The sequence below is a fragment of the Cribrihabitans neustonicus genome, assembly GCF_048820895.1.
Lineage (GTDB): Bacteria > Pseudomonadota > Alphaproteobacteria > Rhodobacterales > Rhodobacteraceae > Cribrihabitans_A > Cribrihabitans_A neustonicus.
The window spans coordinates 1017463-1031513 of sequence record NZ_JBMERQ010000001.1 but is presented as its reverse complement, the minus strand read 5'-3'; the positions used below and the strand labels follow the sequence as shown (position 1 = coordinate 1031513).

Genomic DNA, 14051 nt, shown 5'->3' with positions numbered 1-14051 from the left:
GCTCCCTGGAGGGTTTCCGGGACGGCTCAAACTCCCCGCCGGAGGCAGAGGCGCGCCAGCGCCTCTCCTAGATGCGCCGTCCGCCGATCCAGACCTCGGCGACGGCCCGGTCGTCGCCCATCATGATGGTCGGGAATACCGCCTCCCAAAGATCTTCGGCCCGGGAGGTACGCTGCGCGATCGCCGGGGTGGAGGCCAGGTCCAGCACCACCAGGTCCGCCTCCATGCCTTCGGCGATATTGCCTGCCATACCGTCGATCCGCAGCGCCGCGGCGGAACCTTGGGTCGCGAGCCAAAGGAGCTGCGCCGCGTGCAGGGGCGTGCCGCGGAGCTGGCCGACCTCGTAGGCGGCTGCCATCGTCCGCAGCATGGAAAAGCTCGACCCGCCGCCGGTGTCGGTGGCAAGGCCGATCCGATGGCCCTCCGACATCAGCCCGGCCATGTCGAACAACCCCGAGCCGATGAAGGTATTCGAGGTCGGGCAATGCACCAGCGCGGCACCATATTCCCGCAGGCGGTGGCGCTCCCGCTCCTCCAGGTGGATGGCGTGGCCATAGACGCCGCGCGCGCCGAGCAGGCCGAATTCCTCGTAGGTGTCAAGGTAGTCGCGGGCCTGCGGGAACAGCGTTTTGACCCAGGCAATCTCATCGGTCTGTTCGCTGAGGTGGGTCTGCATCAGGCAACCGGGATGCTTGGCCCAGAGCGCCCCCAGTGCCTCCAGCTGTTCGGGCGTCGAGGTGGGGGAGAACCGTGGGGTGATCGCGTAGTGCAGCCGGTCGACACCGTGCCAGCGCGCAATCAGCGCCGCGGACTCGTCATAGGCCGACTGCGGCGTGTCGCGCAGGCCTTCGGGGGCGTTCCGGTCCATGCAGGTCTTGCCCGCCACCACCCGCTGCCCGCGGGCCTGCGCCTCGGCAAAGAAGGCATCCGCGCTTTCCGGATGGATGGTACAATAGCTGCAGACCGTGGTGGTGCCATGCGCGGCGGCGAGATCGAGGTAGCGCGCCGCAATCTCCCTGGCGTAGGCACGGTTGCCAAAGCGCATCTCTTCCGGGAAGGTGTAGGTATTGAGCCAGTCGATCAGCCGCTTGCCCCAGCTTGCGATGATTGCTGTCTGGGGGTAGTGCACATGGGCGTCCACGAAACCGGCGAGGATCAGCTTGCTGTCGTGTTCCGTGACAAGCGCGCCGGGCAGCAGCGCCTGCATTTCGGACTTGCTGCCGGTGCCGGCAATACGGCCGCCGGAAATCGCCACCGCTTCTGCCAGCACCGCGGCCGCGCCCGGATCATCGCCATCGAAAGGAGAGTGGCGGAAGCTCAGGACTTGGCCCGTCAGAATGAAATCGCCGCTCATCTGTGCTCCCCGCTGCTTGCCAAACCGCTCCGCCCGGGATAGGCGCGCGCCGGGGGACCGGTAAATTATGCCATTCCCATTGTTTTCCGGAAACAGCTTCTTCTATTTTGCAGGCAAAGACACAAGGGGGCGCGAGATCGCATGAGCAGCGGCGACGATATCACCGGCACCGAACCGGCCCAGGAAGACGCCTACGAGCTGGACCGCAAGCGCGTCAGCGCCATTCTCGAAGCGGTGGAGGCGGGAGATCAGGCCGGGCTGACCGAACTGATGGAGCCGCTGCACGCTGCCGACATCGCCGACCTTCTGGAACAGATCGACCCCTATGAGCGGACCCGGCTGATCCAGCTCTACGACCGGGAGTTCGACGGCGAGATCTTGTCGGAACTGGACGAAAGCATCCGCGAGGATGTGATCCTGCAACTCGCGCCCGGGGTCTTGGCCGAAGCGGTGCGCGAGCTGGAAAGCGACGACGTCGTCGACCTTCTCGAAGACCTGGAGGAGCCGCAGCAGGAAGCCATCCTGGGCGCGCTGGAGGATTCCGACCGGGTCGCAGTCGAGCAATCGCTGAGCTATCCGGAAAACTCTGCCGGCCGCCTGATGCAGCGCGAGGTGGTAATGGCGCCGGAGCACTGGAACGTCGGCCAGGCCATCGACTTCATGCGCGAGTCAGACAGCCTGCCGGAGCAGTTCTACCACGTGATCCTGGTTGATCCGCGCGCCCATCCGGTCGGCAACGTGACCTTGGGCCGGATCATGGCAACCAAGCGCGAGGTGCCGCTCACCGATCTGGTGGAGGACACGTTCCAAGTGATCCCCGCCGATCAGGACGAGGAAGACGTCGCCTATGCCTTTAACCAATACCACCTGATTTCCGCCCCCGTTGTGGATGGCGAGGGACGCCTGGTCGGTGTCATCACCATCGATGACGCTATGATCGTGCTGGACGAGGAGCACGAGGAAGACATCCTGCGCCTTGCCGGTGTGGGCGAAGAAAGCTCGCTGTCTGACAAGGTGGTCGACACCACCAAGCGCCGCTTCCCATGGCTCGCGGTGAATCTGGTGACAGCGGTACTGGCCTCCCTGGTGATTGCCCAGTTCGAGGAGACCATTGCCCAGTTCGTGGCGCTGGCGGTGCTGATGCCGATCGTCGCCTCGATGGGCGGCAACGCGGGCACCCAGTCGCTGACCGTGGCAGTGCGGGCGATGGCAACCCGCGACCTCACCGGCTCCAACGTCTGGCGGGTGATCCGCCGGGAAGTGCTGGTGGGGCTGATCAACGGGGTGATCTTCGCGGTGATTATGGGGATCGTGGGGCTTGCTTGGTTCGGCTCACCGATGCTGGGCGTGGTGATCGCCGTCGCGATGGTGGTCAATCTGGTCGTAGCCGGGCTCGCGGGGACGGTGATCCCGGTCCTATTGGAGAAGATGGGCATCGACCCGGCCCTGGCCTCCGGCGCCTTCGTCACCACGGTGACCGATGTGGTCGGGTTCTTCGCCTTCCTGGGGCTGGCCGCGGTGGTGCTGCTCTAGCGGGCGGTTCGGGGCTTCTGGGAGGAATACAGCAGTGACGGATCTGAGTGCGATCAAAGCGGCGGCGCGCAAGGCGGCCTTTGCCCGCCGCAAGGCGGCCCACGCCCGGGGCCTGCCAGGCGCGGCCGGGCATCTGTCGGAAGTGCTGGCGGGCTACCGCGGGGTGCCGCTCTCGGGTTTTCTGCCGATCCGGACCGAGATCGACCCGGTGCCCGCTATGGCCGAGGCCGCGGCGCACGGGCCCGTCGGCGTGCCGGTGATCATCGGCAAGGGCCTGCCGCTGAAGTTCAGCCGCTGGCAGCCGGACGCGCCCCTGCGCGACGGCCCCTTCGGCGCGCAGGTGCCGGAGGTGGACGATTTCTTCGAGCCGGAAATCCTCATCGTGCCGCTGGTCGCCTTCGACAGCCGCGGCGGGCGGCTGGGCTATGGCGGCGGCTTCTACGACCGCACGCTGGAGATGCTGCGGGCCAAACGGGCGACGCTGGCGATCGGTTTTGCCTTCGACGCTCAGCAGGACGATAACCTGCCGCTGGAGCCCACCGATCAGCCGCTCGACATGGTGGTGACGGAAAGCCGCGTTCTGCAGTTCTGACGCCGTGCTAGCGGGCCAGACCTGCGCAAACCTCGCGGATCCTGTCCGCAAAGACCGTGAGGCGGGCAGGCGGGCGCGCGCTGTGCTGGCTGACCAGCCATAGACTGTCGTCCAGCGGCTCCGGCAAATCCGCGATCGCAAAGGGGCGCCGGGCGGGCTGCGCCAGAACCGCGCTCTGCGGCAGGATTGTATAGCCGGCCCCCGCCGCCACCGGGTCGAGGATCTGGCCGATCTGGTTCAAGAAGGCGCGCTGGCGCAGCCCTGCGGCGCCGCGGTAGGCAGGGTAGTTCACCCCCAGCAGCCGGTCCGCGAGCGCTGCCCCGTCCGGGTGGCCGATCATCCCCAGAGACTGCAACGTGTCGAAGTCCGGGCTGGCATCGCTCCCCGGAGGCAGGATCAGGTTCAGCCGGTCGCGGCCCAATGGCTCCGCCGCGAGCCGCGGTGCCTCCAGCCTGCGGTGCAGGATGCCGAGGTCCAGCTCCCCGGCCAGAAGCTGCGCCTCGATCGCCGTTTGCGGCGCGGCCTCAAGCGACAGACTCAGCCCGGGCGCCTGAACCAGATGCGCCTCCACCGCGCGGTAGATCAGCACCGCAAGGCCGCCTGGGCAGGCGATGCGCACCCGCCCGCGGGCGGGATCGTCCTGGCCCAGCTCCTGGCGCAGCGCTTCCTCCTCGGCTTGGCGGCGGCGGCCCAGGGCGGCCAGCGCGGCGCCTGCGTCGGTCAGGCTGAAGCTCTTGCCGTGGCGCACCAGCAGCGGCAGGCCCACCTGCTGCTCCAGCTTCTTTACATGCTGCGACACCCCCGGCTGGGTCATGTTCAGCCGGGCCGCGGTGCGGGTGAAACTATCCAGCTCGCTCAGCACCGTGAAGGTTTCCAGCCAAGTCGCGTTCAGCACATCAAGTCCGGTCTGTTATGAATTTCATTACGTATGATAATTTTTCTTTTGGTTGGCGCAAGCGTATCTCCCGATCAGCAGAGACCAACCCAACACGCGAAAGGAGACATTCATGCTTCCGGCCCCCAGGAGCTTTTCCCACATCGGCCTGTCGGTTCCAGACTTGCACGCGGCCGTGGAATTCTATTCCGAAGTGATGGGGTTCTACACCATCATGAAGCCCACTGAAGTGGTGGAGGATGAGAGCGGCATCGGCCGTATGTGCACCGACGTGTTCGGCCCGGGCTGGCGGAAGCTGCGCATCGCGCATATGTCCACCGCCGACCGCATCGGCATCGAACTCTTCGAGTTCGAGGGGAACTATGCGCCCGGGGACAATCTCGACTACCGCCGCCATGGCGTCTTCCATTTCTGCGTGCAGGACCCGGACATCGAAGGCTTGGTCCAGAAGATCGTCGAGGCAGGCGGCAGGCAGCGGATGCCGGTGTGCGAGTATTTTCCGGGCGAGAAGCCCTACCGCATGGTCTATGTCGAGGACCCCTTCGGCAATGTCTTCGAGATCTACTCGCACGGTTACGAGCTGACCTATTCGGCCGGCGCCTACAGCTGACCGCGGCGCCACAGCCGGTTGAATAAACGACGCGGGGCCTTGCTCTTTGGCCCCGCGTTGCCTACCAGCCGCGCATGCGTATTCTATTCCTTGGCGATGTGATGGGCCGCGCCGGGCGCCGTGCCGTCACCGAAAACCTGCCGCGCCTGAGGCAGGAATGGCGGCTCGACTTCGTGGTGGTGAACGGCGAGAACGCCTCCAACGGCATGGGGCTGAGCGGCGAGCACGCCAAGCTCCTCCTGGACGCGGGCGCCGATTGCCTGACGCTGGGCGACCATGCTTTCGACCAGAAGGACATGCTGCAGTTCATCGAAAGGGAACCGCGCATCCTCCGGCCGCTTAACTTTGCCAAGGGTGCGCCGGGCCGCGGCTTCCGCCTGTTCGACGCGCCGGGCGGGCGCAAGGTGCTGGTGACCCAGGTGCTGGGCCAAGTGTTCATGAAGCGCCCCTTCGACGATCCCTTCGGCGCCGTCGAGGCAGTGCTGAAGGCGCACCCGCGCGGCGGGCTGGCGCAGGCGGTGATCGTCGATATGCATTGCGAGGCCACTTCGGAGAAGATGGCGATGGGCCATTTCTGCAACGGCCGCGCCTCGCTGGTGGCGGGGACGCATACCCACGTGCCGACCGCGGACGCGCAGGTGCTCGCCAACGGCACCGCCTATATCACCGATGCCGGCATGTGCGGCGATTACGACTCGGTGATCGGCATGGAAAAGGCCGAGCCGATGCGCCGCTTCCTGACCGGCATGCCGAAGACCCGCTTCACCCCGGCTAATGGTGAGGCGTCTCTGTCGGGCGTCTTCGTCGAGACCGACGACCGCACCGGTGCCGCCAAGCAGGTGCGCATGGTGCGTCAGGGCGGGCTTCTGGAGCCTGCTGCGCCCTGAGCGCGCAGGCCGCATGCCCGGTGCAGCCGCCTGTTGTAATAATCGCCCGGTGCAGTAAGAGGGCGGGGAAGGCGCGGAATTTCTTGCGCTGCTAAAGGTCCTCGGGGAGACTGCGCGATGGCGGCGGGTCATGCGGCGCCCGGGCGGTTGGGCACGAATACGGGTTTAGTCACGGCATATGCAGTTTTTCCAGATTGGTGACACCGGCAACGCGATCCTGGCTCTTGTGATCGTTCTGGCCATGTTCCTGGCCTTCCTGAAGGAAACCTACCCGACCGAAGTTGTGGCGATCACCGGCGTCTCGGTGATGCTTGCAACCGGCGTCTTGCCCTACAGCGAGGCGCTGCCGGTGCTGTCGAACCCGGCGCCCTGGACCATTGCCGCGATGTTTATCATCATGGGCGCCCTGGTGCGCACGGGGTCGCTGGATGCCTTCACTCAGGCCGCCAAGACCCAGGCCGGAGTGCGGCCGCGGCTGGCCATCGCGCTGCTGATGGCCTTCGTGGTGGCGGCCTCAGCCGTGGTCTCCAACACGCCGGTGGTGGTGGTGATGATCCCGGTCTTCATCCAGATCTCCCGCACGCTGGAAGTAGCGCCCTCCAAGATGCTGATCCCGCTCAGCTATGCGGCGATTCTCGGCGGCACACTGACGCTGATCGGCACCTCCACCAACCTTCTGGTCGACGGTGTCGCCCGTGCCCAGGGGCTTCGGCCCTTCACCATCTTCGAGGTGACGCCGCTGGGGCTGTTTCTCGTGGCTTATGGCATGGTCTATCTGCGTTTCATCGCGCCGCGGCTGCTGCCCGCGCGCGACAGCATGGCGTCGATGCTGAGCGACAAGTCCAGGATGAAGTTTTTCACCGAAGCGGTAATCCCGCCCGACAGCAACCTGATCGGCCGCGAGGTGACCGGTGTGCAGCTGTTCAAGCGCCCGGGCGTGCGGCTGATCGACGTGATCCGCGGCGACGAGTCGCTGCGCCGCAATCTCGAAGGGGTGGAGCTTCAGGTGGGCGACCGGGTTGTGCTGCGCACGCGGATGACCGAGCTTCTGAGCCTGCAGAGCAACAAGGAACTGAAGCGCGTCGATCAGGTCTCGGCGGTTGAGACGCAGACGGTGGAGGTACTGATTACCCCCGGCTGCCGGATGGTTGGCCGCACGCTCGGCGCGCTGCGCCTGCGCCGCCGTTACGGCGTCTACACTTTGGCGGTGCACCGGCGGAATCAGAACATCGGCGTGCAGCTGGATGACCTGGTGGTGCGGATCGGCGATACCCTGCTGCTGGAAGGCGCGCCCGCCGATATCCAGCGGCTGGCGTCGGAAATGGACCTGGCCGATGTCTCCCAGCCGACCCAGCGCGCCTACCGCCGCAGCCACGCGCCGATTGCCATCCTTTCGCTGTTTTCCATCGTTATCCTGGCGGCGCTGGGCTTGGCGCCAATTCTGATGCTGTCGGTTCTGTCAGTGGCGCTGGTGCTGGTCACCCGCTGCATCGACGCGGACGAGGCATTCTCCTTTGTCGACGGCCGCCTGCTGGCGCTGATCTTCTCCATGCTTGCCATCGGTGCGGCGCTGGAGAGCTCGGGCGCGGTGCGCCTGATCGTGCAGAGCCTCGCGCCGTCGCTGTCGGTGCTGCCGCCGTTCCTGCTTGTTTGGGCGGTCTATCTGCTGACGTCGGTGCTGACCGAGCTGGTCTCCAACAACGCGGTGGCCGTGGTGGTGACACCGATTGCCATTGGCCTCGCGCAGGCCATGGGCGTCGATCCGCGGCCGCTGGTTGTGGCGGTGATGGTGGCGGCCTCGGCCTCCTTCGCAACGCCGATCGGCTATCAGACCAACATGCTGGTTTACGGTCCCGGCGGCTACAAGTTCACCGACTTCCTGCGCGTGGGCATCCCGCTCAACCTCACTGTCGGCCTGCTGGCGTCGCTGCTCATCCCCTTCATCTGGCCGCTCTGAAGCTGCAACGCGAAGTCACGTTTTTCGGCAGATTTTCGCCGACTGCCGAAGTGTTTACATGCGGTTAACAAAACAAGCCCTATCTGAAGGAGGGTATAAAGACAGGGTGAGGTTATGGTTTTCAGGAATGGTTTCCTATTTGCGATAGTGGCGGCATCGACGGCAATAGCTTTGCTGTCCCAGGCTTTGGCGGTGTAGGCCGCGGCTGATACGGCATCTCAGGCATCAATGCAGGCAGCGCTGGGCCGTTCCAGGGCTGCAGGCCGGCAATTTTGTGACAGGCGGATTCTTTCCCCAGGTGGCAGGGGCGTGGCACTGACAGCCCCCGGCCATCAGTCCTGCGTGAGAGCTCGGGGACTACAGCGGCCAGAACAGCAGGATGGCCGGCACTGAGACCGCGATCACCAGAACCTCCAGTGGTAGCCCCATGCGCCAGTAGTCGCCGAAGTGGTAGCCGCCGGGCCCCAGCACCAGGGTATTGTTCTTGTGACCGATCGGGGTGAGGAACGCCGCTGACGCCGCTACCGCTACCGCCATCAGGAACGGGTCGGGAGAGACGCCCAGGGTGTCCGCCATCTGAATCGCTACCGGTGCGGCGACAATAGCGGTTGCGGTGTTGTTCAGCACATCCGACAGGGTCATCGTGACCACCATCAGCACTGTGAGCACCGCCCAGGCGGGAAGCCCCGCGGTCAGCGTGCTGAGCGCGCCCGCGATCAGCGCGGTGCCGCCGGACGCCTCAAGGGCTGCGCCCAAGGGGATCATTGATCCCAGCAGCACCACCACCGGCCATTCCACGTGGTCATAAAGTGTGCTGATAGGAAGGATCTTGAACAGCACATAGCCCACCGCCACCAGCCCCAGCGCCACCGGCAGATAGAGCAGCCCCACCGAAGCTGCGAGTACCGCAGCGGCGAACAATCCGATGGCAAGCCAGGTCTTGTCATCGGCGGTGACCGCCAGCCCGCGCTCGGCCAGCGGCAGGCAGCCCAGCCATTCCGCCACATCGGCGGTGCGGCCTTGCGGACAGAGGACCAGCAGGATGTCGCCCGGCTGGATATCGGTCTGGCGGATGTGGCCGGTCAGGCGGCGGCCCTGACGCGCCAGTCCCAGGAGCACCGCGTTCTGGCGCCAGGACAGCCCGAGCGCTTGGGCGCTGCGGCCGTTGATCCGGGCGGTCTCGGGCACCACCAGTTCGACCAGTTCCAGCCCTTCGCCCGCCGCGGTCAGCTTGTCCTGCCGCGCGGCATCGGCGAAATCGAGCTTCAGCGCGCTGCGGAACTCGTCCAGCGCCTCCGGCCCGGCCTCGATCACCAGGACGTCGCCCTCGCGCAGCAGCGAGGCCGCGGCCCGCCCGTACAGCCGCTTGCCGTCGCGGATCAGGCCGAGGATCGCGACATCGGCCTTCTCGGCCTCCGCATCCAGTTCGCCCAGGCGCTTGCCGGTGAGTTCGGATTCGGCTGGCACGGTCAGCTCGGCCATATAGGGTTCCAGCTGCGCCTCGGCAGCACCTGCCGCATTCGACCGGCTGGGGATCAGCCGCCAGCCCGCGAGCGCCACGAACACCAGCCCCGCCAGCGCCGCGGTGCCACCGACGGGCGCGAAGTCGAACATGCGGAAGGGTTCGCCCAGCGTCTCCTCCCGGATTGCGGCGATAATGATGTTGGGCGGGGTTCCGATCAGTGTGGCCATGCCGCCGAGGATGGTGGCAAAGGACAGCGGCATCAGGCTGAGACCCGGCGCACGGCCCGCTTTTCGCGCAGTCTGGATGTCGACCGGCATCAGGAGCGCCAGCGCCGCCACATTGTTCATGAAGGCGGAGAGCACCGCACCCACCCCGCCCATCAGAGCGATATGCGCGCCAAGCCCGCGCGCCGAATCCACCAGCGTTCGGGTAATGAGATAGACTGCACCCGAACGCACCAGCCCGGCAGAGACGATGAGCACCAGCGCCACCACCAGCGTCGCCGGGTGGCCGAAGCCGGAAAACGCCTCCCCGGACGGCACCACGCCCAGCACCACCCCGGCCATCAGCGCCCCGAAGGCGACGAGGTCATAGCGGTAGCGCCCCCACAGGAGGAGGGCAAAGACGAGGGCAAAAAGGCCAAACAAAACGCTCTGATCGAAAGTCATGCCGCCATGATTAGCGCCGCCCCGCAGGCGCACAAGGGCCAAGACGCGGGCCAGCGCTTGAAAGCAGGGGCGGGGCAGGGCTATATGAGCGCCAATTCAAAGTTACAGCAGCAAGGATGCACCATGGCAGGCCATTCAAAATGGGCTAACATTCAGCACCGCAAGGGCCGTCAGGATGCGGCGCGGTCGAAACTGTTTTCCAAGCTGGCCAAGGAGATCACCGTGGCCGCCAAGATGGGCGACCCCGACCCCGACAAGAACCCGCGCCTGCGCCTGGCCGTCAAGGAAGCCAAGAGCCAGTCCGTCCCGAAGGACGTGATCGAGCGCGCGATCAAGAAGGCCACCGGCGGCGATGCCGAGAACTACGACGAGATCCGCTACGAGGGCTACGGCCCCAGCGGCGTCGCCGTCATTGTCGAGGCGATGACAGATAACAAGAACCGCACCGCCTCCAACGTTCGTTCCACCTTCGCCAAGAACGGCGGCAACCTGGGCGAGACCGGCTCGGTCGGCTTCATGTTCGAACGCAAGGGCGAAGTCACCTTCCCGGCCTCCGTTGGCGATTCCGACACCGTGATGATGGCGGCGATTGAAGCGGGCGCGGAGGACGTGGAAAGCTCCGAGGACGGTCATATCGTCTACTGCGCCGACACCGACCTCAACGAGGTTTCGAACGCGCTGGAAGCGGAGCTGGGCGAATCCGAGTCGACCAAGCTGGTCTGGAAGCCGACCACCACCACGGAGCTGGACCTCGAAGGCATGCAGAAGCTGATGAAGCTGGTTGATGCGCTGGAGGACGACGACGACGTGCAGCGGGTCACCACCAATTTCGAAGCCAGCGACGAGGTAATGGCGCAGCTTTGAACCGCGCCGCCGCACACTATCTAAGGCCCGCCGCATTTGGCGGGCTTTTTTGTGTTGTCAGGGGGTTATCATACCGCCTGATAGCAGCTCCGCAGCCTCGGGCACCCAGAGGCCGCTGTTGGGCACCGCAAAGATCCGCCCGGCGAGCTCGGCACTGATGCCCTGCGCCAGGAGAAAGGCGCGGTCTTTCTCCTGCTCCCTCAGGAGGTCCACCTGCGGCAGCCCGCCTTCGAACATCAGCGCATAGCCGTGGAACCCCAGCTGCCCGCCTGTGTCCAGGCTGCGGCGGCTGCCTGCCGCGAAAACAAGCGTGCAGGCCGAGGCGCAGAGCCCGCCTGCGCGGGTCTCCAGTCCGCGGGCGCGCACCAGCTGGGCGGCGCCGCGGGCCTCGTAGATCAGCCCGCCCGCGCCGCTGAGGTGCAGTTGCGTGACGCTTGGGTTTGCTGCCAGAAGGTGGCGCAGGCGGCGGGTGAGGCCATGGGTGATCTCGCCCTCGAATACCAGCCCGGTGCCGCCGGGAGCGACGGTGAGGCGGTAGAGCGCCTCCCGGTCCTGCGCGCGTTTCACTGCGTAAGGCGTGGTTTCCTCGTGGCTGGCGATCAGCACCGCATCCCACCACAGGGTGGCAGTGGCAAAACCGGCAAACAGCACCGCGAGGTAACCGCCCCAGACCGGGGCGAGATTGCCGGTGTCGCGGGTATGCGCATCGGCGCTGCGCAGGAAGGCGCGGCATTGCCACAGGAAGAACAGCCCGTCAGCCGCGATCAGTGCCCAGACCATTGGCAGCGGCAGTTTCACCAGCTGGTTCGCCGCCCACCATCCCATAAGAAGCCCGGCCCGCGGCAGCGCCAAATGCAGGACGAAGCTCTGGCGCAGGGAGGCCGGGTGGCCGTTCATAACGGGGGGCTGCCGCTCATTCGTAGACCGTGCAGATGCCGTCGAACGGCTTTTTCACCCGCGCCACCGACGGCACGGTGGCTTTGTCGGCGGGGTGCCCCACGGCGATGATCATCGTCGGCTTCTCCGAATCCGGACGGTCCAGCGCACCGTTCAGGAACTTCATCGGGTTCGGCGTGTGGGTGAGCGTCGACAGCCCCGCGGTATGCAGCGCCGCCAGCAGGAAGCCGGTGGCGATGTTCACGCTTTCCGGCACGTAGTAGTTCTTGAACCGCGTGCCGTCGTCGAACTCTCCCCAGCGCTGGCCGAAGACCACGATCAGCCAGGGCGCGATGGTCAGATGCGGCTTGTCGGCATTGGTGCCGATCGGCTCCAGCGCCTTGATCCACTCGTCGCTGGCGCCGCCCTCGTAGAACTTCTTCTCCTCTTCCTCGGCCTCGGCACGGATGCGGGCCTTGAGCTCGGGGTTAGAGATCGCGGCAAAGAACCAGGGCTGGTGGTTGGCCCCCGAGGGCGCAGTGCCCGCGGTGCGGATGCAGTTCTCGATCACGTCCCGCGGCACCGGCCGGCCGGAGAAGTCGCGGATCGAGCAGCGGTTCTTCATATGGGCGAGGAACTCCGCCGCCTTGGCCTGCATATCCGCGTCCGAATAGTCCGCGCGGTGCGGCAGCGGGATCGGTTCGTAGCTGAGTTCGGATTTGGAAAACATGCGGGGCCTTTCGGAATGTCCTGTCGGATTGGTCGTTATGGTCAGTCTTGGCGCAGATGAGCGCGGGCGGACTTCAGCACGGCTTGGGTCACATCCGCAAGGGCCGGCGCCATCACCCGGGCCACCTGCCAGGTGAGCGGCACCGGCAGCGCGGTGTTTGCTATCAGCGGCACCAGGCGGCCTGCGGCGAGGTGCGGCGCCGCCAGCGCCTCCGGGTTCATGCCCCAGCCGAGCCCTGCGAGCGCGGCATCGACGAAGGCTTGGCTTGAAGGCAGAAAATGCGCGGGCGGCAAAAGTTGCGGGGCGACATTCATCTCCAGCCAGCGCCGTTGCAGCATGTCCTTGGCGTTGAAAATCAGGCAGGGGGCGCGGGCGGCGGCGCTGGCGTTGACGCCATTGGGGAAGTGGCGCGCCATGAAGGCGGGGCTGGCGGTTGCCACATATGGCAGGGTGCCGAGCGGGTGCGCGTCAAACCCGGTGACCGCGCGGCTGCTGGCGGTGACCGCGGCCGAAACCTCGCCGCGTTTCAGCCACTCGGCGCTGTGGTCCTGATCGTCGATCACCAGGTCGAACAGCACACCGGGGGCGGCCGTCATGGCCTCGATGAACCAGGTCGCAAGGCTGTCGGCATTGACCGCCACCCGCAGGCGGGCCGGACCCGCGCCGGCCTCCAGCGATAGCTCGCGTGCGAGCTGCGATTCCAGAAGGCCGATGTCCTCGTTATGTTTGGCCAGCCGCATCCCGGCAGCGGTGCCGGTGCAGGGCGCGCCGCGCAGCACGAGGACGGTGCCGATCCGGTCTTCCAGCGCCTTGATCCGCTGCGAGACTGCGGAGGGCGTGACGCGCAGCGCGTGCGCCGCCGCGTCAAAACTGCCGAGCCGCAGAACGGCGGAGAGGGCGGCAAGCTGGCTAGGGTCCAGGTGCATTAGAAACTCTAATCTGAGGTTAATCTCTTTAACTGGATTAATCGGCGCGCCGGGGCTAGTCAAACCATGGAAAACAAAAGGAGACGCCCATGCCCCCCAGCCTGACCGCCGGTTTTGCCCTTGGCTTGAGCCTGATCATGGCGATCGGCGCGCAGAATGCCTTTGTCCTGCGGCAGGGCTTGCGGCGCCAGCACGTGTTCTGGATCTGCCTCACCTGCGCGGGCTCGGATGCGGTGCTGATCACCGCGGGCGTCTTCGGCTTCGGCGCGCTGGCGCTGGCGGTGCCGTGGTTCGAGCAGGCGATGCGCTTTGGCGGCGCGGCCTTCCTGATCTGGTACGGCGCCCGCAGCCTGCGTGCGGCCTGGAGGGGCGGCGGGGCGCTGGAGGCCGGGGCCGGGGCAGGGGCAAGCGCTCTGCTGCCGGTGCTCGCCACCGTGCTGGCGCTGACCTGGCTGAATCCGCATGTCTACCTTGATACCGTGGTGCTGCTAGGCTCGATTTCCGCCCAGTATCCGCAGCCGCTGGTCTTTGCTGCGGGGGCGAGCCTTGCAAGCTTCACCTTCTTCTTCACACTCGGCTATGGCGCCAGCCTTCTGGCGCCGGTTTTTGCCAAGCCCCGGGCCTGGCAGGTGCTGGACGCGCTCGTCGGCCTCACGATGTGGGTGATTGCCGCGAAGCTGCTGACCTTGTGACC

Annotated in this window: 13 protein-coding genes; 7 read left to right on the top strand and 6 right to left on the bottom strand. The window is 66.2% G+C overall.

Going from position 1 to position 14051, the window contains the following annotated elements; translation table 11 throughout:
• Positions 1-67: 67 nt before the first annotated feature.
• The gene (gene guaD / locus ACOHWE_RS04930; RefSeq protein ID WP_420664568.1) at positions 68-1354 is read right to left on the bottom strand and encodes a guanine deaminase; all 1287 of its coding nucleotides are present in this window, start codon (positions 1352-1354) and stop codon (positions 68-70) included.
• Positions 1355-1495: 141 nt separating this feature from the next.
• Between guaD and mgtE the strand changes: the two genes are divergently transcribed.
• Together mgtE and ACOHWE_RS04920 are read left to right on the top strand one after the other, a co-directional pair.
• Positions 1496-2887 carry a magnesium transporter gene (mgtE, locus tag ACOHWE_RS04925; protein WP_420664567.1) on the top strand — a complete coding sequence of 464 codons (1392 nt, stop codon included), beginning with the start codon at positions 1496-1498 and terminating at the stop codon, positions 2885-2887.
• 34 nt (positions 2888-2921) lie between these two features.
• Positions 2922-3479 (top strand): 5-formyltetrahydrofolate cyclo-ligase, encoded by a 558-nt coding sequence (locus ACOHWE_RS04920; RefSeq protein WP_420664566.1) that lies wholly within the window; start codon positions 2922-2924, stop codon positions 3477-3479.
• 7 nt (positions 3480-3486) lie between these two features.
• Here ACOHWE_RS04920 and ACOHWE_RS04915 read toward each other — a convergent pair whose 3' ends face one another.
• The gene (locus tag ACOHWE_RS04915) at positions 3487-4374 is read right to left on the bottom strand and encodes a LysR family transcriptional regulator (RefSeq protein WP_420664564.1); all 888 of its coding nucleotides are present in this window, start codon (positions 4372-4374) and stop codon (positions 3487-3489) included.
• 112 nt (positions 4375-4486) lie between these two features.
• Here ACOHWE_RS04915 and ACOHWE_RS04910 point away from each other — a divergent pair, with 112 nt between their 5' ends.
• The 3 genes from ACOHWE_RS04910 (at position 4487) to ACOHWE_RS04900 (ending at position 7828) form a co-directional block, all read left to right on the top strand.
• Positions 4487-4984 carry a lactoylglutathione lyase family protein gene (locus ACOHWE_RS04910; protein ID WP_420664563.1) on the top strand — a complete coding sequence of 166 codons (498 nt, stop codon included), beginning with the start codon at positions 4487-4489 and terminating at the stop codon, positions 4982-4984.
• 74 nt (positions 4985-5058) lie between these two features.
• Positions 5059-5871 carry a TIGR00282 family metallophosphoesterase gene (locus tag ACOHWE_RS04905; RefSeq protein WP_420664562.1) on the top strand — a complete coding sequence of 271 codons (813 nt, stop codon included), beginning with the start codon at positions 5059-5061 and terminating at the stop codon, positions 5869-5871.
• A gap of 178 nt (positions 5872-6049) precedes the next feature.
• A complete protein-coding gene (locus ACOHWE_RS04900; protein WP_420664561.1) occupies positions 6050-7828 on the top strand; it encodes an SLC13 family permease in 1779 nt (592 codons plus the stop codon).
• 357 nt (positions 7829-8185) lie between these two features.
• On the opposite strand, the gene ACOHWE_RS04895 is transcribed toward ACOHWE_RS04900, so the two are convergent.
• The gene (locus ACOHWE_RS04895; RefSeq protein WP_420664559.1) at positions 8186-9961 is read right to left on the bottom strand and encodes an SLC13 family permease; all 1776 of its coding nucleotides are present in this window, start codon (positions 9959-9961) and stop codon (positions 8186-8188) included.
• A 123-nt stretch (positions 9962-10084) separates the two neighbouring features.
• Between ACOHWE_RS04895 and ACOHWE_RS04890 the strand changes: the two genes are divergently transcribed.
• On the top strand, positions 10085-10825 hold the full coding sequence (locus tag ACOHWE_RS04890) for a YebC/PmpR family DNA-binding transcriptional regulator (protein WP_420664558.1): 741 nt from the start codon (positions 10085-10087) through the stop codon (positions 10823-10825).
• 57 nt (positions 10826-10882) lie between these two features.
• Here the strand turns inward: ACOHWE_RS04890 and ACOHWE_RS04885 are convergent, their stop codons facing one another.
• Genes ACOHWE_RS04885 through ACOHWE_RS04875 form a run of 3 tightly spaced genes read right to left on the bottom strand, consistent with a single transcriptional unit; the run spans position 10883 to position 13357 of the window.
• Positions 10883-11722 (bottom strand): COG3904 family protein, encoded by an 840-nt coding sequence (locus ACOHWE_RS04885; RefSeq protein WP_420664557.1) that lies wholly within the window; start codon positions 11720-11722, stop codon positions 10883-10885.
• A gap of 16 nt (positions 11723-11738) precedes the next feature.
• The gene (locus tag ACOHWE_RS04880) at positions 11739-12431 is read right to left on the bottom strand and encodes a nitroreductase family protein (protein ID WP_420664556.1); all 693 of its coding nucleotides are present in this window, start codon (positions 12429-12431) and stop codon (positions 11739-11741) included.
• A 41-nt stretch (positions 12432-12472) separates the two neighbouring features.
• Entirely contained in the window at positions 12473-13357 is an 885-nt protein-coding gene (locus ACOHWE_RS04875) for a LysR family transcriptional regulator ArgP (protein ID WP_420664555.1), read from the bottom strand.
• An 89-nt stretch (positions 13358-13446) separates the two neighbouring features.
• On the opposite strand from ACOHWE_RS04875, the gene ACOHWE_RS04870 reads away from it, so the two are divergent.
• Positions 13447-14049: a LysE/ArgO family amino acid transporter gene (locus ACOHWE_RS04870; RefSeq protein WP_420664554.1), complete on the top strand. Its 603-nt coding sequence runs from the start codon at positions 13447-13449 to the stop codon at positions 14047-14049.
• Positions 14050-14051: the final 2 nt, after the last annotated feature.